Source organism: Agathobaculum faecis (genome assembly GCF_014287995.1).
Classification (GTDB): Bacteria; Bacillota; Clostridia; order Oscillospirales; family Butyricicoccaceae; genus Agathobaculum; species Agathobaculum ammoniilyticum.
In genome coordinates this window covers 65143-86037 of sequence record NZ_JACOPL010000004.1, presented here as the reverse complement: position 1 = coordinate 86037, position 20895 = coordinate 65143, and the positions used below count along the sequence as shown (strand labels likewise).

The 20895-nt window shown below is 58.8% G+C and carries 21 protein-coding genes, 1 pseudogene and 1 other annotated feature; of the genes and pseudogenes, 16 read left to right on the top strand and 6 right to left on the bottom strand.

Annotation, left to right across the window (positions count from 1 at the left end; all coding sequences use genetic code 11):
* Positions 1-47: 47 nt before the first annotated feature.
* Positions 48-295: a binding site (T-box leader), on the top strand.
* Positions 296-351: 56 nt separating this feature from the next.
* The 4 genes from ilvB (at position 352) to ilvD (ending at position 5490) form a co-directional block, all read left to right on the top strand.
* Positions 352-2016, top strand: coding sequence for a biosynthetic-type acetolactate synthase large subunit (ilvB, locus tag H8S45_RS05425; RefSeq protein WP_186949779.1), 1665 nt, complete (start codon positions 352-354; stop codon positions 2014-2016).
* Between the two features lie 17 nt (positions 2017-2033).
* A complete protein-coding gene (gene ilvN, locus H8S45_RS05420; protein ID WP_054326211.1) occupies positions 2034-2510 on the top strand; it encodes an acetolactate synthase small subunit in 477 nt (158 codons plus the stop codon).
* A gap of 92 nt (positions 2511-2602) precedes the next feature.
* Positions 2603-3598 carry a ketol-acid reductoisomerase gene (gene ilvC, locus H8S45_RS05415; protein ID WP_186949777.1) on the top strand — a complete coding sequence of 332 codons (996 nt, stop codon included), beginning with the start codon at positions 2603-2605 and terminating at the stop codon, positions 3596-3598.
* 227 nt (positions 3599-3825) lie between these two features.
* Positions 3826-5490, top strand: coding sequence for a dihydroxy-acid dehydratase (gene ilvD, locus H8S45_RS05410; RefSeq protein ID WP_186949775.1), 1665 nt, complete (start codon positions 3826-3828; stop codon positions 5488-5490).
* Between the two features lie 43 nt (positions 5491-5533).
* Here ilvD and H8S45_RS05405 read toward each other — a convergent pair whose 3' ends face one another.
* Complete coding sequence (locus tag H8S45_RS05405) at positions 5534-5746, bottom strand: helix-turn-helix domain-containing protein (protein WP_082396752.1); 213 nt, start codon at positions 5744-5746, stop codon at positions 5534-5536.
* Positions 5747-5840: 94 nt separating this feature from the next.
* Here H8S45_RS05405 and H8S45_RS05400 point away from each other — a divergent pair, with 94 nt between their 5' ends.
* The 3 genes from H8S45_RS05400 to H8S45_RS05390 all read left to right on the top strand — a co-directional run bounded on the left by H8S45_RS05400 (position 5841) and on the right by H8S45_RS05390 (position 8417).
* Entirely contained in the window at positions 5841-6077 is a 237-nt protein-coding gene (locus tag H8S45_RS05400) for a hypothetical protein (protein ID WP_186949773.1), read from the top strand.
* Between the two features lie 65 nt (positions 6078-6142).
* Positions 6143-6805: an orotate phosphoribosyltransferase gene (pyrE, locus tag H8S45_RS05395; RefSeq protein ID WP_054326215.1), complete on the top strand. Its 663-nt coding sequence runs from the start codon at positions 6143-6145 to the stop codon at positions 6803-6805.
* On the top strand, positions 6795-8417 hold the full coding sequence (locus H8S45_RS05390) for a DUF6056 family protein (protein WP_186949771.1): 1623 nt from the start codon (positions 6795-6797) through the stop codon (positions 8415-8417). The genes pyrE and H8S45_RS05390 overlap by 11 nt, the downstream gene beginning before the upstream one ends.
* A 53-nt stretch (positions 8418-8470) precedes the next feature.
* Here H8S45_RS05390 and H8S45_RS05385 read toward each other — a convergent pair whose 3' ends face one another.
* Together H8S45_RS05385 and H8S45_RS05380 are read right to left on the bottom strand one after the other, a co-directional pair.
* Entirely contained in the window at positions 8471-9640 is a 1170-nt protein-coding gene (locus H8S45_RS05385; protein ID WP_054326217.1) for a pyridoxal phosphate-dependent aminotransferase, read from the bottom strand.
* On the bottom strand, positions 9634-10125 hold the full coding sequence (locus H8S45_RS05380; protein ID WP_107630632.1) for an Lrp/AsnC family transcriptional regulator: 492 nt from the start codon (positions 10123-10125) through the stop codon (positions 9634-9636). Before H8S45_RS05380 ends, H8S45_RS05385 begins: the two co-directional genes overlap by 7 nt.
* 266 nt (positions 10126-10391) lie before the next feature.
* Here H8S45_RS05380 and H8S45_RS05375 point away from each other — a divergent pair, with 266 nt between their 5' ends.
* From H8S45_RS05375 to H8S45_RS05360, 4 genes are read left to right on the top strand one after another with little or no spacing between them, the layout of a single operon-like run.
* A complete protein-coding gene (locus tag H8S45_RS05375) occupies positions 10392-11093 on the top strand; it encodes a DUF2461 domain-containing protein (protein WP_054326218.1) in 702 nt (233 codons plus the stop codon).
* Entirely contained in the window at positions 11090-11707 is a 618-nt protein-coding gene (locus tag H8S45_RS05370) for a 3'-5' exonuclease (protein ID WP_054326219.1), read from the top strand. The genes H8S45_RS05375 and H8S45_RS05370 overlap by 4 nt, the downstream gene beginning before the upstream one ends.
* Before the next feature lie 36 nt (positions 11708-11743).
* Positions 11744-12046: a hypothetical protein gene (locus H8S45_RS05365; RefSeq protein WP_054326220.1), complete on the top strand. Its 303-nt coding sequence runs from the start codon at positions 11744-11746 to the stop codon at positions 12044-12046.
* Between the two features lie 34 nt (positions 12047-12080).
* A complete protein-coding gene (locus tag H8S45_RS05360) occupies positions 12081-13436 on the top strand; it encodes an AI-2E family transporter (RefSeq protein ID WP_147573831.1) in 1356 nt (451 codons plus the stop codon).
* A 48-nt stretch (positions 13437-13484) separates the two neighbouring features.
* Here the strand turns inward: H8S45_RS05360 and pta are convergent, their stop codons facing one another.
* Entirely contained in the window at positions 13485-14459 is a 975-nt protein-coding gene (pta, locus tag H8S45_RS05355; protein WP_054326222.1) for a phosphate acetyltransferase, read from the bottom strand.
* A gap of 192 nt (positions 14460-14651) precedes the next feature.
* On the opposite strand from pta, the gene H8S45_RS05350 reads away from it, so the two are divergent.
* The 3 genes and pseudogenes from H8S45_RS05350 to H8S45_RS05340 form a co-directional block, all read left to right on the top strand.
* Positions 14652-14840, top strand: coding sequence for a hypothetical protein (locus tag H8S45_RS05350; protein ID WP_054326223.1), 189 nt, complete (start codon positions 14652-14654; stop codon positions 14838-14840).
* Entirely contained in the window at positions 14837-16213 is a 1377-nt protein-coding gene (locus H8S45_RS05345; RefSeq protein ID WP_107630628.1) for a recombinase family protein, read from the top strand. The genes H8S45_RS05350 and H8S45_RS05345 overlap by 4 nt, the downstream gene beginning before the upstream one ends.
* A gap of 22 nt (positions 16214-16235) precedes the next feature.
* Positions 16236-16727 (top strand): annotated as a pseudogene (locus H8S45_RS05340) (sigma-70 family RNA polymerase sigma factor); the annotation flags it as partial.
* Between the two features lie 108 nt (positions 16728-16835).
* Here the strand turns inward: H8S45_RS05340 and H8S45_RS05335 are convergent.
* Positions 16836-17990, bottom strand: coding sequence for a polysaccharide deacetylase family protein (locus H8S45_RS05335; RefSeq protein WP_107630627.1), 1155 nt, complete (start codon positions 17988-17990; stop codon positions 16836-16838).
* A gap of 176 nt (positions 17991-18166) precedes the next feature.
* Here H8S45_RS05335 and H8S45_RS05330 point away from each other — a divergent pair, with 176 nt between their 5' ends.
* Complete coding sequence (locus H8S45_RS05330; protein ID WP_107630626.1) at positions 18167-19234, top strand: branched-chain amino acid aminotransferase; 1068 nt, start codon at positions 18167-18169, stop codon at positions 19232-19234.
* Positions 19235-19331: 97 nt separating this feature from the next.
* On the opposite strand, the gene H8S45_RS05325 is transcribed toward H8S45_RS05330, so the two are convergent.
* Positions 19332-19850 carry an SLOG family protein gene (locus tag H8S45_RS05325; RefSeq protein WP_159068032.1) on the bottom strand — a complete coding sequence of 173 codons (519 nt, stop codon included), beginning with the start codon at positions 19848-19850 and terminating at the stop codon, positions 19332-19334.
* A 131-nt stretch (positions 19851-19981) separates the two neighbouring features.
* Between H8S45_RS05325 and H8S45_RS05320 the strand changes: the two genes are divergently transcribed.
* Positions 19982-20833: a YihY/virulence factor BrkB family protein gene (locus H8S45_RS05320; protein ID WP_186949769.1), complete on the top strand. Its 852-nt coding sequence runs from the start codon at positions 19982-19984 to the stop codon at positions 20831-20833.
* Positions 20834-20895 lie beyond the last annotated feature (62 nt).

Sequence of the window (20895 nt, the reverse complement as noted above, 5' to 3'; positions counted from 1 at the left end):
CATTTCCCGAAAGCGGTCTTATAATATGAATAACATTTTGAATATTGCAATAGGCGATGACCGGAAAAGTAGCGCCTGGAATCCAGCGAGAGAGCCGTCGGTTGGTGCGAGACGGTGGAGGAAAGGAAGCGCGAAAGTCCTCCGCGAGCAGAGCGTCTGAAAAGGGATGAAATAGGGCCCCGTGTAAGGTGTTCCGCATGATCTGCGTTAAAGGATCGGGTTGAGTGGTCGCGTTCGGCAATTTGGCGCGCGGCAAAAAGAGTGGTACCGCAGAGTGATAGTCTTTGTCTCTTTGAAGAGGCAGAGGCTTTTTTTATTTTTGCTTTAAGACAGGAAAGGAGGCGGATCCGCATGGTAAAGAACGGTTCGGAGATTTTGGTGGATGTACTCGTCGAGCAGGGAGTTGATACGATATTCGGCTATCCGGGCGGCGCGGTCCTCAATATCTATGATGCGCTTTACAAAAACAGCGACCGCATTCGACATATTTTAACGGCGCATGAGCAGGGCGCCGCACACGCGGCGGACGGCTACGCCCGCGCGACCGGCAGGGTAGGCGTATGCTTGGCGACAAGCGGCCCGGGCGCGACCAATCTGGTGACCGGCATCGCCACGGCTTACATGGATTCCATCCCGATGGTCGCCATCACAGGCAACGTCGGCACCAGCCTGATCGGACGCGATTCGTTCCAGGAGGTATACATCGCCGGCATCACTATGCCGATTACCAAGCACAACTTTGTGGTGCGCCATGTGGAGGAGTTGGCGGACACGATCCGCAGCGCGTTCCGCATCGCAGCGTCCGGCCGGCCGGGACCGGTGCTGATCGACATTCCCAAGGATGTGACCAGCGCCACCTGCGACTATGTCCCGGGCGAAAAGGTAGAGGTGCATGAAACCTATGAGGTGACCGGTGAGCAGTTCCAGACGGTTGCCGACATGATCGCGCAGGCTGAACGGCCGATGATCTATTACGGCGGCGGCGCGGAGACCGCAAACGCGGGGACGGCCCTGCTGGAGCTGATGAAAAAAGCGGATATCCCGTCCGCCCATACCATCATGGCGATCGGCTGTATTCCGGATACCGAGCCGCTCAGTCTGGGGCTGGTCGGCATGCACGGTACGGTTTCGGCCGCGTGGGCGGTCGAGCGGTGCGACCTGCTGCTGTGCATCGGCGCGCGTTTTTCCGACCGTGTGGCGACCAATCCGTCGCGCTTCGCGCCGAAGGCAAAGGTCGTGCATATCGATATCGACGCTGCCGAGATCAACAAAAACATCGGCGTGGATTACGCTGTGGTCAGTGACGCGGAGAATTTCCTCGAAAAGCTGCTGCCCTATGTGCAGAAAGCCGACCACGGCGCATGGCGCGCGCAGATCGCCGAATGGCAGGGGACGCTCGATTATGTGCCGCAGGATGACGACAGTGTCATCCACCCGCACCAGCTGCTGCGGACGATTTACGAGATGGCGGGGGACGATGTGATCGTCGCCACCGATGTCGGCCAGCACCAGCTTTGGTCCGCACAGTATAACCGCTGCAAAAAAATCCGGCATTTTCTCACGTCGGGCGGGCTTGGTACGATGGGCTTCGGCTATGGCGCCGCGATGGGGGCGCAGGTTGCGTTTCCGGATAAGCCGGTCATCCATATCACCGGCGACGGTTCGTTCCATATGAACCTGAACGAGCTGTGTACATCGGTTACCTATAACCTGCCGGTCATCACGGTTATCATGAATAATAACGTGCTGGGCAATGTCCGCCAGTGGCAGACCATGTTTTATGAAAAGCGTTATTCCCAGACCAACCTGTACCGCAAGACGGATTACATCAAGCTGGCGGAGGCGTTTGGCGGCCGCGGCTTCCGCGCCACTAACATCGCCGAGCTGCGCGCGGCGTTGGGCGATGCGCTGCAGCGCACCGGTCCGGTGCTGATCGACTGCCAGATCGACAAGGACGAACGCGTCCTGCCCATGATACCGGCGGGCGGCACGGTCGACGATATCGTGGCGGACTGAGGAAAGGAGAGGACAGCATGCAAAAATATATCCTTTCTGTGACCGTGCAGAATAACGCGGGCGTTCTGGCCCGTGTGTCCAGCCTGTTCGGCCGGCGCGGCTACAACATCGATTCCCTGACCGTGTCCGCGACGACCGACCCCAAGGTTTCCCGCATGTCGATCATCGTGCAGGGCGACGAACCGATTCTGGAGCAGATCATGAAACAGCTTTCCAAGCTGGAGGAGGTCATCTGCGTCGACCATCTGCAGGAGGAGGACTCCTGCTGCAGCGAGCTGGTGTTCGTCAAGCTGAAGGCCGAGGCGGGCGATGTGCGCGACGCGATCCGGCAGCTTTGCGAGCTGTACGGCGCCGCTATCATCGAATCGACCGAGCGCGCCCTGATTGTTGAGCTTTCCGAGGTACCCAGCCGCATCGACGCGTTCCTGGATGTCATCTCCAACTTCGAGGTGCTGGAGATGAGCCGTTCGGGCGTAACGGCAATCGAAAAATAGTTGAGGGCGGTTTCCCTTTTCTATATGCGCCGCAGGCGTAAAATCAATTCGTTTTCCTGATTCATTTTATATAAACTTAGGAGGAAACAAAAATGGTAAAGATGTATTATGATTCGGACTGCAACCTGTCCCTGCTTGACGGCAAGACCGTTGCCATCATCGGCTTTGGCTCCCAGGGTCATGCCCATGCCGAGAACCTGCATGATTCCGGCGTGAACGTCGTCGTCGGCCTGCGCCCGGGCTCCAAGCACGAAGCAAAGGCGAAGGCTGCCGGCCTGACCGTTATGACGCCGGCCGAGGCTGCCGCGGCGGGCGATATCATCATGATGCTCGTTCCGGACGAGAAGCAGGCGGATATCTATAAAGAAGTGATCGAGCCCAACCTCAAGCCGGGCAACGTGCTTGCTTTCGCGCACGGCTTCAACATCCATTTCAAGCAGATCGTGCCGCCGGCGGATGTTGACGTAATCATGATCGCGCCGAAGGGTCCCGGCCATACGGTCCGCCGCACCTATGTGGACGGTTCGGGCGTTCCGGATCTGGTCTGCGTACATCAGGATGCTTCCGGCAAGGCAATGGACATTGCGCTGGCGTATGCCTGCGGCATCGGCGGCGGCCGCGCGGGCATTCTGGAGTCCACGTTCCGCGCTGAGACCGAGACCGACCTGTTCGGCGAGCAGGCTGTACTCTGCGGCGGCGTCTGCGAGCTGATGAAGGCCGGCTTCGAGACGCTGGTCGAGGCGGGCTACGCGCCGGAGAACGCGTACTTCGAGTGCGTACACGAGATGAAGCTGATCGTCGATCTGATCAACGAGGGCGGCTTTGCCAAGATGCGCTACTCGATCTCCGACACCGCGGAATACGGCGATTACCGCACCGGCAAGCGCATCATTACCGAGGAGACCCGCAAGGAGATGAAGAAGATCCTGCGCGAGATTCAGGACGGCACCTTCGCTTCCGAGTGGATTCAGGAGAACCGCGCGGGCGGCCGCGCCCGTTTCCTGGCGAGCCGTCAGGTCGAGGCGGAGAGCCAGCTGGAGGAGACCGGCAAGCAGCTCCGCAGCATGATGAGCTGGCTGAAGAAGTAAAAAACTTCGTTTGAAACTACCGTTTCAAACGAGAGGACGTGCCGCGCGGCGCGCGGACACGTCCGAGGCTGCGGAAAGGTCCAACAAAGCGAAGCTTTTTGCAGCTCTTGTGTAAAAAGTCAGGCATTGTTTTTCTGTTACATGCGCGCCGAGGGCGCGTGAAAAGCTGAATGCGCACAGGCGGGCGGGCTTCCGCCCGCCTGTGTTGCAAAAAGGAGGAAGCCCCCATGTCCAAAAGAAGCGACAACATCACCGCGGGTGCGGAGCGTATGCCCAACCGCTCGCTGCTGCGCGCCTGCGGCCTGACCGAAGAGGAGATGAACAAGCCGATCATCGGCGTTGTTTCCGCATACAGCGAAATCATCCCCGGCCATATCAACCTTGACAAAATCGCGGATGCCGCCAAGGCGGGCGTCCGTATCGCGGGCGGCACGCCTGTACTCGTTCCGGCGATCGGCGTGTGCGATGGTATTGCGATGGGCCACATCGGCATGAAGTATTCGCTGCCCAGCCGCGAGCTGATCGCGGACAGCGTGGAGACGCTGGCGCAGGCGCACCAGTTCGACGCGCTCGTGCTGATCCCCAACTGCGACAAGATTGTACCCGGCATGCTGATGGCCGCGGCGCGGCTCAATATCCCGTCTATCATTGTATCCGGCGGGCCGATGCTCGCCGGCCATTACAACGGGGAGGAGATTTCACTCTCCAAGACCTTTGAAACGGTCGGCGCGTACAAGGCCGGCCTGATCGACGACGAAAAGCTCATGGAATGCGAGTGCGGCTCATGCCCGGGCTGCGGCTCATGCTCGGGCATGTACACGGCCAACTCGATGAACTGCCTGTCCGAAGCCATCGGCATGGCGCTGCCCGGCAACGGTACCATCCCAGCTGTGCATGCGGCGCGCATCCATCTGGCCAAGCACGCCGGCATGCAGGTCATGGAGCTGCTGCGCCGTGACATCAAGCCGCGCGACATCCTGACGCCGGCGGCGTTCCGCAATGCGCTGACCTGTGAAATGGCGATCGGCTGCTCGACCAACTCGGTGCTGCACCTGCTCGCGCTGGCGAACGAGGCGGGCGTGCCGCTCGACCTGGCCACGCTCAATGAGCTGTCCGCCAAGGTGCCGAACATCTGCCACCTTGCGCCCGCAGGCCCGCACCACATCGAGGAGCTGTATATGGCGGGCGGTGTGCCGGCTATCATGAAAGAGCTGACCAAACGCGGCCTGCTCGACCTGTCGCTCATCACCGCGACCGGCAGGACAGTGGGTGAGAACCTCGAGGGCGTCGTGAACAAGAACCCCGAGGTCGTGCGTCCGCTGGAAAGCCCGTATTCCGAAACCGGCGGTATTGCCGTTTTGTGGGGCAATATTGCCAAAAATGGCTGCGTGGTCAAGCGCTCCGCAGTCGCGCCCGAGATGATGGTGCATGAAGGCCCTGCGCGCGTGTTCGATTCCGAGGACGACGCGATCCAGGCCATTTACGCGGGTAAGATCCAAAAGGGCGATGTGGTCGTTATCCGCTACGAAGGCCCGAAGGGCGGCCCCGGCATGCGCGAGATGCTCAATCCGACCTCTGCGCTGGCGGGCATGCAGCTTGACAGGGACTGCGCGCTGATTACGGACGGCCGCTTCTCCGGCGCGTCCCGCGGCGCGTCCATCGGCCATGTGTCGCCGGAAGCGGCGGCGGGCGGAGAGATCGCGCTCATTCAGGAGGGCGATACCATCGCCATCGACATTCCGAACAGCAAGGTCAACGTCAAGGTATCCGATGAGGAGCTGGAAGCGCGCCGTGCGAAGTTCGTCCCGCGCGAGCCGAACATCAAGTCCGGCTGGCTCTACCGCTACTCCCGTATGGTCAGCTCCGCCGACCAGGGCGCGGTGCTGCGATAACAGGAAAAGCCCCGAAACCGGTGGTTTCGGGGCTTTTAGTATGCTATTTTTTCGGCGGGGCGGGATTGTTGGTGCGGCCAAGGATGTAGTCAATGCTGGTGTCATAATAATCGGCTAAGATACGGAGTACCGCAGTGGGAATATCCCGTTTTTCCAATTCATAGCGGGAATAAGTGGTTTGCGAGCAGTGGAGCAGATTTGCTAAGGTTTCCTGCTTTATTTGTTTTTCTTCTCGTATTTCTCGTAGACGGTTCATGAATATACACCTCGATTTTCATTATACAACAAACCAAAATGGCATATTGACAAACTGACCATTTTGGCATAAAATAGTTAGTGAGGTGATACATATGGAATCCATAACAGCGCTGCTGTACGACGCGGTCATAAGCGGTCTTAACTATCACGAGACCGAGGTGGAGGACCGCGTTTACCGTCAGGTAGACCGCTGGGCGGAAAAGGGCGGACGGAAGAAAAAGCAGTTTCAGAACGACCTGATGGCGCTTTTGACACAGTATCAGGAGCAGAGCTTTGCCCTTGGCCTGAAATGCGGCCTTTTGCTCGCCGAGGAGCAGCTTTTCCGGTAAACCTTGTGGGGGGCGTATAAATCTGGTATAATGGAAGCAGACCAAAAAAAGGACGGTATGATAATATGCTGACAGCTTCCAAGAAGGAATTTATCGAATTCATGATGAGCGCGGACGTGCTTCGCTTCGGTGACTTTACCACCAAGTCCGGCCGCAAAACGCCGTATTTCGTCAACACCGGTAACTATAAGACAGGGCTACAGAATTCCCGCCTGGGCGAGTTTTACGCGGCGCTCGTCAAGGAGACGGTCGGCGGCGATTTCGACGCGATGTTCGGCCCTGCGTACAAGGGCATCCCGCTGGCGACCTCGGTTTCCGGCGCGCTTGCCCGCAATTACGGGATTGATAAGCCCTTTTTCTTCAACCGCAAGGAGGCAAAGGACCACGGCGAGGGCGGCAGCATCGTTGGCTACAAGCCGCAGGACGGGGACCGTGTCATTATCATTGAGGACGTAATTACCGCAGGCACCGCGATCCGCGAAACCATGCCGGTGCTGAAAGGCTGCGCGGATGTGAAGGTGACCGATATGTTCATTTCGGTCAACCGCTGCGAGGTCGGCACGACCCCGGGCAAGACCGCGGTCATGGAAGTTGGCGAGGAGTTCGGCATCAAGGTGCATGCGCTCGTCACTGTGCAGGATATCCGCGAATATCTGGCGGATAAGCAGGAATACGCGCACCTGCTGCCGTTGATGGACGCATATATGGCGCAGTATTGTGTATTCTAAATCCATGGGATTGGAAGCGGAACAAAACAGAAAATATCTGCCCTGGATCTATCTGGGCGTGTTCCTGCTGGTGACAGCCGGCTGCTATGCGGTGCTGCAGTACGTTGTGCCGATGGGGGACGACCTGTTTTACGGCCGGTGGGGCAGGCTGGACGCGGGGGAGCTTCTGGCGCGTATCGTGCAGCATTATCAGACGGCCAACGGGCGTAACCTTGTTCACCTGCTGGACGCGGTCCTGCTGGGTTCGGACGGGCGCGTCGCATTTGCGCGGGTGTTTATCGCGGCCTTACTCGGCACGATCGCGCTCAACCTGACGCGGCTTACGGCGGACGGCTGGAGGCGGACGATCGCCGTCGCGGTGCTGTGCGCGTGCGGCATCTTCTTGCTGCCTGCCGTGCTGACAAGGCAGAGCGTGTACTGGATTACCGGCGCGATGAACTATGTTCTGCCGCTGGCGCTCTTCCTGGAATATTGGGTGCTGTTGCGCGATGCGCTTTCCGGCAGGAGGGGATGGCTGCCTACGGCAGTGTTCGGGGCGCTCGCGGGTCTGACGGTCGAGCAGGCCAGCATGATGGCGGTCGGGCTGACCGTGCTGCTGGTTGGGGAGCATTGGCTCGTCCGCAGGCAGGGGTTCCCGAAAAAGGCGCTGTGGCCGCTGTTGCTTTCGGCCGCAGGCGCGGCGAGCATTCTGCTTGCCCCGTCGGTCGCCTACCGCGCGTCTATCACGCCGCCGCCGGTTGAGGGCGGCACACTGGCTGTGGTGAAGTATAACGTCCTGCAGCTGCGGCAGACCTTTCTGTTTGGGGATACGCTTTTCCCCATCCACTTCCTGACGCTCACCGCGATACCGCTGTGGCTGCTGCTGCGCGCGGTGCGCCGCCGGAGTGTGCCGGACGGTGTGTTCGCCGTGCTGTCGGTCATTTCGTTTTCCGCGTGGTTCTGGCTGCCGGAGCAGGTGCCGGAGCTGCTGCGCAACAGCCCTGAGGTGCCTGTCCGCGTCGCGGCCTATGCGCTGGCGGTGTTGGGCGGCTATCTGCTGTGCGCGTTCTATATTTCCGTCCGCTCCGCGATGGAACAGGAGTGGACGCCGTTGTTCGCCCTGATATTGGGAGTCGGTTCGCAGGTGATGATGCTGGTGTCGCCCACGGTCGGGCCGCGCACTATGCTGTGCGGCGCGGTGATGCTTTTGCTGCTTACCGCCTGCCTGATGCGGGAAGCGCCGTATCTGTACCTGCTGGGCGCGGGCTCCATCCTTGCCTGGCACTGGGGACAGGGGTGGGCGGCGGCTGTTGTGGTCGCGGCCGCGCTGCTGTGGCTGTTGTGCCGGTATTTTCCCGCGCGGGCCGTATGCGTGGCGCTGTGCTGCGTGCCTTTGTTGTTCTGCGCGTGGACGACGCTCAAGGGTCAGCATGACGGGTATCGGGCAAATGCTGCGGTCGATGCGGCGAACCGCCTTGCGATCGCCGCCTATGATGGCAGCGATCGCCTGACGCAGCATCGGTTTGCGAACGACCTGTACGGCTGGGCTATGCCTTATCACAACGATTACTATGACGCGTATTATAAAGAATATTACGGCCTGCCGCGTGAGGTAGAGTTGATATGGGAATAACGCAAAACGGACTGCCCCAAAAGGGCGGTCCGTTTTCTGTGCGCAGATGGGAATTATAAAGACTGCAGGAATTTCCGCATGCGGAAGCAGGCCTCGCGCAGATGGTTCATGGAATAGGAATAGGAGATGCGAACATGCCCATCGCCGCTTTTGCCGAACGCGCTGCCGGGTACAACGGCGACCTGCTGCTCATGAAGCAGACGTTCGCAGAATGCCTCGGAGGAGAGGCCGGTCGAGGCGATGGAAGGGAACGCATAGAACGCCCCCTGCGGTTCAAAGCACGTCAGCCCCATCGAGCGCAGCTCGCCCAACAGGTAGCGGCGGCGGATGTCATACTGCGTGCGCATGCGTTCGATATCGTCCTCGCCGGTCCGGATGGCTTCGATGCCGGCGAACTGCGCCGTGGTCGGCGCGGACATGATGCCGAACTGATGGATTTTGCAGATGTGCCGCATCAGCTCCTTGGGACCCATCGCCCAGCCAAGGCGCCAGCCGGTCATCGCATAGGATTTGGAGAAGCCGTCCACAACGATGGTGCGCTCGCGCATCCCGTCCAGCTCGGCAAAGCAGACGTGCGGCGCGGCGCCGTAGGTCAGGCTGCAGTAAATCTCATCCGAAATGACGATGATATTGGTGTCGCGTAGCACGGCGGCGACGGCCTCCAGTTCGTCCCGCGTCATGATCGCGCCGGTTGGGTTATTGGGATACGGCAGGATCAGCAGCTTGGTGCGCGGCGTGATTGCCGCGCGCAGGCGGTCGGGTGTCAGCTTGAACTGGTCCTTCGCCAGCGTCGGCAGGGGGACAGGGGTGCCGCCAGCCATCTGGGTCAGCGGGGTATAGCAGACGAAGCTGGGCTCGGGGATGAGCACCTCGTCGCCGGGGTTGACCAGCGCGCGGATGGCGTTGTCGATCGCCTCCGAACCGCCGACTGTAACGAGGATCTCCTTGTCCGCGTCATAGCAGAGCTGATATTTGCGGCGGGCCAACCCCGCGATCTGGCTGCGCAGCTCGGCAAGGCCCCAGTTGGAGGTGTAGAACGTCTGTCCCTTTTCCAGGGACTGAATGCCCGCGCGGCGAATCTGCCACGGGGTCTCGAAATCCGGCTCTCCGACGCCGAGCGAGATCGCATCCGGCATGGCTGCCGCTGCGTCAAAAAAGCGGCGGATGCCGGAGGGCTTTACGATCTTGACACGGTCGGAGAGCAGCTGCTCGTAATCTACCATGCCATCATGACCTCTCTTTTATCGCGATCGGAGGGGTCGAATTCTACACCGTAGTCCTTGTATTTCTTGAGGATGAAATGCGTGCCGGTGGACAGGACGTTTTCCATCGGCGCGAGCTGCTCGGAGACAAAGCGCGCAACCTCGCGCATGGTGCGGTCCTTGATGATGACCGTCAGATCGAAGCCGCCCGACATCAGGTAAACGCTTTCTACCTGATGATGGGAATAGATCTGGCGGGCGATCTCGTCGAAGCCCATGCCTTTTTCCGGCGTAATTTTGACCTCAATCAATGCAGTGACGCTTTCCTTGGAGGTCTTGTCCCAGTCGATAACGGTTTTATAACCAAGAATGGTATCGTTTTTTTCAAAGGTGCGGACCGCGTCAACGACCTCTGCTTCGGTCGCGCCTGTCATGGCGGCAAGCTGCGCCGGCGTCAGGCGTGCGTCCTGGCTGAGCAGATCCAGCAATTTTTCAGGGTTTTCCATGATAACGCCCTCCTGTTTCAGATAAAGATTGGGTTTATTATAGCACCAATCCGGCGGCTTGTCCACTGTGTGTACACAGCCCAGGGCGGGAAAGCCGGGCAGACGGCCGGAACAAGGAGGGGAGCGGCGGGGCAGGGCAAGATGATAGCGCCGCCTGCTGCAGACTACAATATTTTGCGGCATACGCGGGATAAGTCTGCAAAATACTGTTGCGGAAACCGGTAAAACGCGGTACAATGATAAGCAGAAAGGTGGTACCCTTTTCCATGGCATTCACAGGCTTTCCTGCCGCGGGCATCGACCTGCTGCAGCTCAACCGTCTGCAAAACAGCAGAGAATTTTACGAATCGCATAAAGAAGAGATCAAACGGCTGGCGATCCAGCCATTTCATGAATTGATCGCGGAGATGACCCCAGCCATGCTGGAGATCGACCCGCTGTTTGTGGTCACGCCCTCGCGCATGGTATCGCGTGTACGGCGCGATACCCGCTATACCAAGGATAAGACGCTTTACCGCGCGAATATGTGGATGTTTTTCCGCCGCCCGCGTCGGGAGCATGAGTCCGTGCCGTGCTATTATTTCGAAATTCATCCGGAGTTCTGGGGCTTTGGCTGCTGGGGCGCTTGGGGGAAAGGCGAGATGGAGGCGCTGCGTGAGATGATTCTGAAAGAGGATAAGCTGTTTCTGGAGGCGTATGAAGCGGTCCGCGCCTGCCCGCAGGTGCGGCTGGATGGGGAATTGTATAAGCGTCCGAAATTTCCGGATGCAAAGCCCGCCTACCAGACCTGGTTGAACCGGAAAGAGATTGGTGTGGACTTTCGGGAAACAAACGACTTCTCCCCCGTGTTGGACGGGTCGTTTGTCGGGCCGATGGTGGATACCATGCGCCGGCTCGCGCCGCTGTACCGTTTCCTGCTCGCGGCAAAGGAAAGAGCGGGCGCCGCACCGCGGGAGGCGCTCGAATGAGGTATGTTGCGCTCGATTTTGAAACAGGAAACGCTTCCCCGCTCAGCGCCTGCGCGCTTGGCGTGGCGGTGTTTGAGGATCGCAGCCTGATCCGTGAGCAGGTATCGCTTATCAAGCCGCCCGCTTGCGTTGGGAAGTTCCACTGGGGCAATGTCAGGGTCAACCATATCAAGGAACGCATGGTGGCAGACGCGCCGGCGTTTGATATGGTTTGGAACACAGTGGCGCAGGAGGCGGAGGGTAGTGTTCTGGTCTGCCATAACGCGATGTTTGATACGGCGGTGCTGTGCGCATGCCTGAGCCATTACCAGCTGCCGGCGCCGGAGTGCCGCTATATCTGTACGGTAAAGGTGGCCCGGCGCGTATGGCCGGCGCTGAAAAATCATAAACTGGATACGGTATCCGCAGCGCTCGGTATTGAGCTGAATCATCACGAGGCATGCTCGGATGCACGGGCGGCCGGCTGGATTCTGCAGGCGGCGCTGCAGGAAACGGGGAGCACGGACGCGGATGCGCTCGCGGCGAAGATCGGGATGCGGCTGGGCCGGATCTCGTCCATGGGGACGACGCCCTGCAGCATCGCAAAGGATATACGAATCGAAAATACGGTGTGACCGGTTTCACATATTTGTCAAAAGGAGAGAAAAGCTATGAAAAATTATCTGGATTCCATCGACCGTGAGGCGTTGCGCAGCCGCGCCAATCAGGTGCTTGGCTATGCGAACGATGCGCGCGACTGTGCGGCCCGTTGGACGGACCACGCGGTGTCCAAGGCGCAGGGGTTCTCGATGTTTGATTTCGCGGTATTCAAGATCTGCATGCTGTCGTTCGGGCTGTGGCTCGGTGCCTGCTTTGCAAAGTTCTTCAAAAAGTTTCGGGGTGTCTTGTTCGTCGCGTTTGCTGCGACCTGGATGTACTTGTTCTGGCGTATTTTCTTTGATGATGAAGAATAACCAGTGGCCGGAAGGATAGGAGAGGAGCGTGTCCGTGCAGGAACCAACAGAACATCATAGGACGGAAGCGCAGAATCAGCCCCACTATTTCCAGTGGGGCTTAACGGCGTTCTGCGTGATCGTTTCCAGTGTGCTTGTTTTTTATTTTCTGGGCTGGCTGCCGATCATCTGGCGCATGATCAAAAAGCTGCTCGGCATTCTGAGCCCGTTTATCTACGGCTTTGTGATGGCATACCTTCTGATGCCGGTATTCAACGGTCTGTACCGCGTGCTGCAGCCCAAGCTGGCGCAGCGGATGAAACGGGGGACGCAGATCGCCAAGGGGCTTTGCAGCATCCTGTCCCTGCTGATTGGTCTTGCGGTCGTGGGCGTGCTGCTGTGGATGGTGCTGCCGCAGCTGATCGTAAGCGTGTTCTCCCTGCTGGAATCCATGGATACCTATCTGGACGAGATATCAACTTGGGTCGCGTCGCTGCTGAAAGACAATCCGGTGATCGAACGGAATTTTCTACAGTTGTATGAGCAGTTCTCCACACAGGTCGTCGACTGGGTGCAGAACAGCGCGCTGCCGCAGCTAGTCGCGCTGATGACCGGCGTTGTAACGACGGTTTCCGTCCTGTTCGACCTGCTGATCGGCATTATCATCGCGCTTTATATCCTCAACAGCAAGGATACCTTTTGCGCGCAGGCCAAAAAGACGCTGTACAGCGTGTTTTCCATCCAGCGCGCCAACCGTATCATCAAGCGTGTTGCTTATATCCACCGTGTATTCGGCGGGTTCATCACCGGCAAGCTGATTGATTCGCTCATCATCGGCCTGCTGTGCTTTGCTGGGCTGCGCATCCTGATGGGTTTCGGGCTGATGACGATGGACCAGTCGTATGCGCTCCTGATTTCGGTCATTATCGGCGTGACCAATATCATCCCGTTTTTTGGCCCGTTTATCGGGGCGGTGCCGAGTACCATCCTGATCATGGTCATCAGTCCGGTGCAGGCGGTATATTTTGTGCTGTTCATCCTGGCGCTCCAGCAGTTTGACGGGAATATCCTGGGGCCGAAAATACTGGGCAATTCCACTGGCCTGTCGAGCTTCTGGGTCATGTTTGCGATCCTTGTGTTCGGCGGCGTGTTCGGCTTTGTGGGGATGGCGGTCGGCGTGCCGCTGTTCGCCGTACTGTATACGATGGCGACCGAGGCGGTCAATAACCTGTTGAGAAAACGCGGCCTTTCGGTTGACACCAATGCTTACCGTGGGCCAAAACGTCTCGATCCGGAAACGCGGGCGTTTGTCGAGATCAGGGAGGAGGCCCCGCCGGTCAGCGCAAAGGAGCGGCGGGAAGCCGCACAGAAGGCGCGTGCGCAGGCGCAAAAGGAAAACGAAAAGGACTGACCGGCTGGTCAGTCCTTTTTTGCTTGATGTTTGCCGTGCGGTGTCGGGTTATTTCAGGCCGGCGGTGATGATCGCCATCTGATAGACCTCATCCGCGTTACAGCCGCGGGACAGATCGTTGATCGGCGCGTTCAGACCCTGCAGAATCGGGCCGTAGGCCTCGAAGCCGCCCAGACGCTGGGCGATTTTGTAGCCAATGTTGCCCGCGTTGATATCAGGGAAAATAAAGGTGTTGGCCTGGCCGGCAACCGGAGAGCCCTTGCACTTGGTCGCCGCAACGACAGGGGAGAACGCGGCGTCGAACTGCAGTTCGCCGTCTACCGCGAGATCAGGCGCAGCCGCTTTAGTTTTTTCGGTTGCATTCTTCATCATATCAACCGTTTCGCCCTTGCCGGAGCCTTTGGTCGAGTAGGATAGCATGGCCACCTTGGGGTCGATACCGAACGCCTTGGCGGTTTTTGCAGTTTCAATGGCGATTTCCATCAGATCGTCCTCGCTCGGATTGATATTGATCGCGCAGTCGCCCATCGCGTACAACTCGTCGCCGCCATCCTTGCCGTCGCGGCGCAGGATGAAGCAGGAGGATACGATCTTGTTGCCCGGCTTGGTCTTGATGATCTGCAGAGCAGGGCGGACGGTGTCCGCAGTCGAATAAGTAGCGCCGCCGAGCAGGGCGTCTGCCTTGCCCAGCTTGACCAGCATGGTGCCGAAATAATTGCCCTTGGAAAGCGCTGCGCGGCACTGCTCCTCGGTCATCTTGCCCTTGCGCAGCTCGACCATCCTGGCGACCATCGCGTCCATTTCCGGATAAGCCGCAGGGTCGATGATTTCCATGCCCTCGATGTCAAAACCGCCTGCGGCAGCGGCGGACTTGACTTCGTCCACATTGCCGACCAGGATAGAATCCAGCAGGCCGTCTTTCTTCAGGCGGGAGGCGGCTTCCAGAATGCGGGGGTCCGGCCCCTCGGTGAATACGATTTTACGCTTGTCGGCCTTGAGCGTGGCAATCAGATTTTCAAACATGATGCATTCTCCTCTAAATTTTTGTTCGTCTGTCAAACAGTTCCGATACCTCATTATACACCCAATGCTGATACTTCTACAAGTGTTATTTTGGGTATATTTTGGTTGCTTTATGGAGCGGTTTGGAAGAGCGTCCGAACGGTTGCAAAAGGGCAAACCTGGGCAGAATAAAGGGGAAAGGAGGTGGTCCGCATGCGCGTGGTGCGTTATTTGAACGGGAAGCGGCTTCACGGTGTGCTGCCGCCGCTGCTGCTTGACCAGGAAGGGATCGGCATGCTGCTGCGCGAGGCGCGCTTCCGGCAGGAACTTCCGTTGCCGGAGCCGCCGCCCTCTGCTATACTGGAAGCGGAGGAACGCGGTCTTGGAAAGGATATTTCATGAAACACACCGCATTATATCTGCGCGTATCGACCGAAGCACAGGCGGACGAAGGATACTCGCTCGCGGCGCAGGCCGAAAAACTGGAAGCGTACTGCCGGATGAAAGGGATCACCCGCTTCCGTCGGTATGTGGACGGCGGTTTTTCCGGCTCAAACCTGACACGGCCGGCCGTTACCGAGTTGGTGGAGGAAATCCGCGCCGGCGCGGTCGAGCGCGTCGTTGTCTACAAGCTTGACCGCCTGAGCCGAAGCCAGAAAGACACGCTTTACCTGATTGAGGACGTTTTTCTGCCACATGGGGTGGACTTTGTATCGATCAATGAAAATATTGATACCGGCAGTCCGTATGGGCGCGCGATGATCGGTATTCTGTCCGCATTTGCTCAGCTCGAACGAGAGAACATCTTTCTGCGCACCCGTATGGGCATGGTCGAGCGCGTCAAGCAGGGCTTCTGGCCGGGCGGCGGCAAAATACCGTTTGGATATGATTACGACGCGGGGAAGGGCATCCTGGTTCCCAACAGCGATGCGGATACCGTACGCGAGATCTACGCGCGGTATCTGGAGGGCCAGTCGGCCGGACGCATCGCGCGCGAGTTGGGGCTGAAATACGAGCATCTGGTGCGGCAGATATTGGATCGGGAGAGCAACACAGGCGTGATCGTCTATAAAGGCGAGCGCTACGCGGGGCGGCATGAGCCGCTTATTGACCGCGAAACCTTTGCGCGAGCGCAGCGCCGGCTGCACCGCCCCAACCGGCCGCGCGCTGCGGGGGCGGGCAAGCTGCTGGCCGGCCTACTGGTCTGCGGACACTGCGGCGCTAAAATGCGCTATCAGAAATGGGGCAACGCGGGGGATAAGCTGGTCTGCTACTCACGGGATAAGTCCAAGCCCCATCTGGTGCATGATGCCGCCTGTCCGAATCGGGGGGTGATGGCGCGCGAGGTGGAGGCGATTGTCATACGCGATCTGGCGAGGCTGTCCGCGCAGCCGTCGGTGCCACGCCAACGGCAGGGGGATGCGGCAGAGTGCCGCCGGACGCTGGAGCGGGTCCAGCGCAAGCTGCGCCGCCTGTACGAGCTGTATGCCGACGCGGAGGACGATACGCTGCGCGAATCGATCGAGCGCGTCAAAAAAGAGCGGGAACGGGCCGAGCAGGCGCTTTCCGCCGCGCAGCGGCAGGAGCAGCGGCGGGAGGATGAGGAAGCGCGGCGGGCGTTATATACCATCGGCGCCTGTTGGGACAGCCTGGCCGGTGAGGAGCGGCAGGCGCTGATACGCGCCTGCGTGGAAAAGATCGTGCTGCAAAACGGCAAGGTCGAAATATATTATGCCATTGAGGGCGCCAGCGGATACGGAACGGTAGCGGGATAGCTGTTTTCTCCTTTGTACGTTCATGCCGATGATTATAGGGGAAATCCGGCGCTACCTGCGGGACAACAGCGCGCTGCGGGTATCCCGCAGCCTTCGGGATACCGCCTATAAGGCGCTGCAGGCCAAGGAAGCCTTCATGCGCGAGCACCAGCGCGAGCCGGATATCGTGGAGCTGGCCAAGGCGATGGACGTACCCAAGGAGGAGGTGGTATTCGCGCTTGACGCGATTCTTGATCCGGTGTCCCTGTTTGAGCCGGTTTTTCATGACGGCGCGGACACGGTATGTGTGATGGACCAGGTGGGAGACAATAAAAATACCGATGAGAACTGGCTCGCCCGCATCGCGCTGCGCGAAGCGATCGACAGCCTGAGTGAGCGGGAGAAACGCATCATCCGGCTGCGCTTTTTCGAGGGGCGGACGCAGATGGAGGTGGCGGAGGAGATCCACATTTCGCAGGCGCAGGTATCCCGTCTGGAAAAGGGAGCGCTCGACCACATTAGGAAGCAGATCTAGCAAAAACGATGGGAAGGCGCGCCGCGGTTCCAAAGCGGCGTCCGGTAGGAAAAGAACACGGCACAGCTTTAAGCTGTGCCGTGTTTTGCATGACAGATACGCAGGTAGCTATCGGGTATCGGAAGTGCTGTTGATCGGTGTGGCGCTCAGTATGACGCGGGACGAGGGGATGCCCTGTCTCGACATATAGGCGGAAAGCGAGCGCACGGTCTGCGCTGTGGAGGCGCTGTGATGCAGGCGGACCACGACGGTCGCAGTCGTTGAGACAAAGTTCTGGGCGGTGGTGGCGTATGCCCTTGCCGCGGACTGGGTGGCGTCCCCGCTGTCAAAGGTGGAGTCCCACAGCCGGTAGCCGGCGCCGATCAGGGCGTCGCGCTGTGCCTGTGTCAATTTGACGCAGCCCGTATCGTTGGAAACGATGCGCGTGGATACGCCGGTGAGCAGCGTCAGACGCTCGTTTGCAGCGGTCAGGCTGGCAACCAGGTCGGCGGGCGCGGTCTGGGGGGAAGCGTTCAGCAGCAGTGCGGGGGTATGCCCCTCCGCAACGATGCGGCGCACGGTGTCGTCCGTCCAGGTGGACGCATCCACGGGAAGGAAAAACGTTGCCAGGCGGCCGGCGCTGTGGAGCGCGTCCAGCACGGCGGGGGTGTTGGTGGTCGGCGCGCCATAGAAAGTCAGGTAAACCCGCGCGGGCTTCTGCGTCGGTTTTTCTTCAACCGGTGGGATGGGAGGCTCGGCCGGCTGCTCGGTCGTTTGGCCGCTGCCGTCCGATGGAGTGGACGGCGTGACGCCCTTGTATGTATTGATTGCGCTTTGGATCGAATCTGCATTGGAGGAGGTGAACGAGGAGTCGCTTTGCGCCGAACCGTCGGTCACGCGCAGTACGGTTTCACCGGAAAAGGACAGCGTGGAATAGCTCAGGCCGAATTTGCCGCAGCACAGCTTGACCGGCACATAAACCGTTCCGTTCCGATGGTATGCAGGGGGAGAATAGCTGTTCAGGTTCTGGTCGTATACATATCCCTCGTCGGGGGAGAAGCTGAGCGTTTCCCCGTTTGCAGAGAGACTCAGCACGCCGCCCTCCTGCGAAGCGGAAACGCCAAGCATGGTGAAGACGCTGTACGGCACATACAGCTCGCCGCCGAGACGCGCGGGCATGGTGCCGTCGTCAAGCGGCAGAAGCGTATCATTGACCGCGGTCAGCGTAAGCGCGCGGGCGGGGACGGGGCAAGTAAACAGGACCAGCGCCGCGCACAGCAGCACACTGAGCAGCTTTTTCCATTTCTGTTTGATGCGCGGTCACCCCTTTCAGCAATTCATACGAACTTATTATATCAAAACACGGCGGGTTTGTCACCCTTTGTATCGAAAAACGCCTTGCTTTATCTTGGCAAAGTGCTATAATAAAAGAAAAAACAAATAGAAAGAGTGAATCCACCATGCTGCAGATCAAAAAACAGCTCACAGCCAACAAAAAGTCCAAGCCGGATGAAAACAGCCTCGGCTTCGGCGTCTATTATACCGATCACATGCTGATCATCGACCACGATGAGGAGCAGGGCTGGCACGACGCGCGTATCGTACCGTATGAGCCGCTTCAGATCGATCCTGCAGCCATGGTCCTGCATTACGCGATGGAGTCGTTCGAGGGCATGAAAGCCTACCGCACGCCCGATGGTTCGATCCAACTGTTCCGGCCGGACAAAAATGCGCAGCGCATGATTAACACCAATCACCGCATGTGCCTGCCGAGCCTGCCGGTGGAGGATTTTGTGCAGGCGGTTAAGGAAATTGTTTCGGTTGAAAAGGATTGGGTGCCGCATGCGGAAGGTACCAGCCTGTATATCCGCCCATTCGTGATCGCGACTGAGCCGCACCTTGGCGTGCGCCCGTCCAGAACGCACCAGTTCATCATCATCTGTTCGCCGGTCGGCGCGTATTATTCGACAGGTATCAATCCGGTCAAGATCTTTGTGGAGGATGAATATACCCGCGCCTGCCCGGGCGGCACGGGTTTTACCAAGTGCGGCGGCAACTATGCGGCCAGCCTGATCTCGCAGGTAAAGGCGCATGAGCTTGGCTATGAGCAGACACTGTGGCTGGACGGTGTGGAGCATAAATATGTGGAGGAAGTGGGATCGATGAACTGCTTCTTCAAGATTGGCGGCACGGTCTACACCGCGCCCTGTATGGGTACGGTCCTGCCGGGCGTTACCCGTATGAGCTGCATCGATCTTCTCAAGCACTGGGGCGTTCCGGTGTCTGAGGAGCGCCTGCCGATCGCGGACGTGATGCAGGCCTCCAAGGACGGGAAGCTGGAAGAGGTGTTCGGCACTGGTACGGCGGCGGTCATTTCTCCGGTCGGCGAACTGCGCTACGAGGGCGACGTTGCCTATATCAACAACGGTGAGATCGGCGAGATCACCCATAAGCTGTACAATACTCTGACCGGCATCCAGTGGGGTACCATGCCGGATGAGCTGGGCTGGACGGTCAAGGTTGATTGATCGCAGGATAAATTTGTGAAAAGAGGCTCGGAATCATTTCCGAGCCTCTTTTTAACGGCCGTGCTACAGCAAACATGGTCCGCGCGGCGTGCGCCGGTCAATCCAGCAGAGAGAGCTGCCGTTCCGCAAGGTTGACGATGCGCAGGCCCCGCTGCCGCGCCATGCGCACGGTCTGCGCGGTGCCGCCGGGCTGTCCGTCAAAGAAGCAGATCAGCAGGGAGGCCGCGTCCACCATGAACTGGTTGCGTGCGGCATAGCAGCCGGTATGATACTCCCGTGACAGGGAGTATACCCCGTCCGCCGCGAGCAGGCAACGATTGAACCGGCGCTTCCATTCCGCTGCATAGCGGGACGCCTGCCCGTCAAACGGGACCGCGCATAAAAGCTGCACCGGAAGCTGCGCGCGCGTCCGAAGCACGGCTTCCGCGGCCCAGAGGTCAAAACCGGTGGACATACCGGACAGAAAGCGGGTATAGCCCTGGCCGGCGGCATGGCGGATTGCCCGGTCAAGCGCCTCCCGTAAGGCGCTGGCGGCCGGGGAATCGTCCGTCCGAAACGGCATTTTTTCGATTCGATATCCGGAAAAACAACAGGTTTCTCCGCGCAGGCTATCCATGGACATCCCCTCCGACGAGAACAAATGTTCTGATTATGGACAGTATACACCGGATGCCGCCAAAACGCAAGTTGAAAATCAGAAAAAAGCTGGTACAATAGAAGTACCTTAGAGGAAAGGGGGATGGGGTCGTGAATGGGCAAAACCGGCTGGCATACCTGATAAAACGGATGGTTTACCGTTTTTTTTCGGACGGGATCCCGCAGGCGGCGGCGGAGCTGTCGTATTTCCTGTTGTTTTCCATGTTCCCGCTGCTGATGTTTGTCAACTCGCTTCTGGCACAGCTCGATATTTCGATCGAGAGCATACAGCCCGTGCTGGAGCTGCTGCCCAAGAGCCTGCAGCAGTTGATCACCTCCTATCTGGCGCAGCTTTCCAACTCCCCCTCGTTCAGTCCCATGCTGATCGGCATTGTGCTGACCTTGTATTTTTTGTCCCGCGCGGTCCGCTCCATGATGCGCACGGTCAATGACATCTACCATGTCGAGGTACAGCGCGGCGTCCTGCGCGATGTGCTGATCTCGTTCGGCATTACGGCGGGCTTTCTGGTATCGGTCGTTTGCAGCTTTATTCTGGCGGTTGCGGGACGGACGATCATCCGCATCCTGCCGCGGCTGATGCCAGTGCCGCAGGCGGCGCTGGATTTGACACATGACGCGAGCTTTTGGGTGATGATTGCGTTTATTTTTGTATTCCTCATGCTGTTCAACCGTGTGGTCCCCAACCTTCATCTGAAATTTCAGGAGGTATGGCCGGGGGCGCTGTTTTCCTTGGTCGCTTGGCTGCTGGTATCGTGGGCGTTTTCGTTTTATGTGGATAACATGGCCAATTATTCCGTGCTGTACGGCTCGCTCGGCGCAATCATCGTTTTGATGCTTTGGTTGTATATCGTCAGCATGATCCTGCTGATGGGGCCGCAGCTCAACCATACGTTAGTCATTATGCGGCTGTACCGCATGGAGGCCGAGAAGCATTTTCAATAAAAGGAGGTTTACTCGCCTCCTTTTTTATTTGTCAAAATGCAATATATAATTGACATTATAAA

Excerpts from the sequence above, each read along its gene's own strand:
- H8S45_RS05405 (WP_082396752.1), bottom strand. The coding sequence starts at position 5,746 with ATGAACCGTCTACGAGAAATACGAGAAGAAAAACAAATAAAGCAGGAA.
- H8S45_RS05345 (WP_107630628.1), top strand. The coding sequence starts at position 14,837 with ATGAAACACACCGCATTATATCTGCGCGTATCGACCGAAGCACAGGCG.
- H8S45_RS05350 (WP_054326223.1), top strand. The coding sequence starts at position 14,652 with ATGCGCGTGGTGCGTTATTTGAACGGGAAGCGGCTTCACGGTGTGCTG.
- H8S45_RS05385 (WP_054326217.1), bottom strand. The coding sequence starts at position 9,640 with ATGGTAGATTACGAGCAGCTGCTCTCCGACCGTGTCAAGATCGTAAAG.
- H8S45_RS05400 (WP_186949773.1), top strand. The coding sequence starts at position 5,841 with ATGGAATCCATAACAGCGCTGCTGTACGACGCGGTCATAAGCGGTCTT.
- pyrE (WP_054326215.1), top strand. The coding sequence starts at position 6,143 with ATGCTGACAGCTTCCAAGAAGGAATTTATCGAATTCATGATGAGCGCG.
- H8S45_RS05375 (WP_054326218.1), top strand. The coding sequence starts at position 10,392 with ATGGCATTCACAGGCTTTCCTGCCGCGGGCATCGACCTGCTGCAGCTC.
- ilvD (WP_186949775.1), top strand. The coding sequence starts at position 3,826 with ATGTCCAAAAGAAGCGACAACATCACCGCGGGTGCGGAGCGTATGCCC.
- ilvN (WP_054326211.1), top strand. The coding sequence starts at position 2,034 with ATGCAAAAATATATCCTTTCTGTGACCGTGCAGAATAACGCGGGCGTT.
- H8S45_RS05325 (WP_159068032.1), bottom strand. The coding sequence starts at position 19,850 with ATGGATAGCCTGCGCGGAGAAACCTGTTGTTTTTCCGGATATCGAATC.
- H8S45_RS05370 (WP_054326219.1), top strand. The coding sequence starts at position 11,090 with ATGAGGTATGTTGCGCTCGATTTTGAAACAGGAAACGCTTCCCCGCTC.
- H8S45_RS05330 (WP_107630626.1), top strand. The coding sequence starts at position 18,167 with ATGCTGCAGATCAAAAAACAGCTCACAGCCAACAAAAAGTCCAAGCCG.
- ilvB (WP_186949779.1), top strand. The coding sequence starts at position 352 with ATGGTAAAGAACGGTTCGGAGATTTTGGTGGATGTACTCGTCGAGCAG.
- H8S45_RS05380 (WP_107630632.1), bottom strand. The coding sequence starts at position 10,125 with ATGGAAAACCCTGAAAAATTGCTGGATCTGCTCAGCCAGGACGCACGC.
- ilvC (WP_186949777.1), top strand. The coding sequence starts at position 2,603 with ATGGTAAAGATGTATTATGATTCGGACTGCAACCTGTCCCTGCTTGAC.
- H8S45_RS05365 (WP_054326220.1), top strand. The coding sequence starts at position 11,744 with ATGAAAAATTATCTGGATTCCATCGACCGTGAGGCGTTGCGCAGCCGC.
- pta (WP_054326222.1), bottom strand. The coding sequence starts at position 14,459 with ATGTTTGAAAATCTGATTGCCACGCTCAAGGCCGACAAGCGTAAAATC.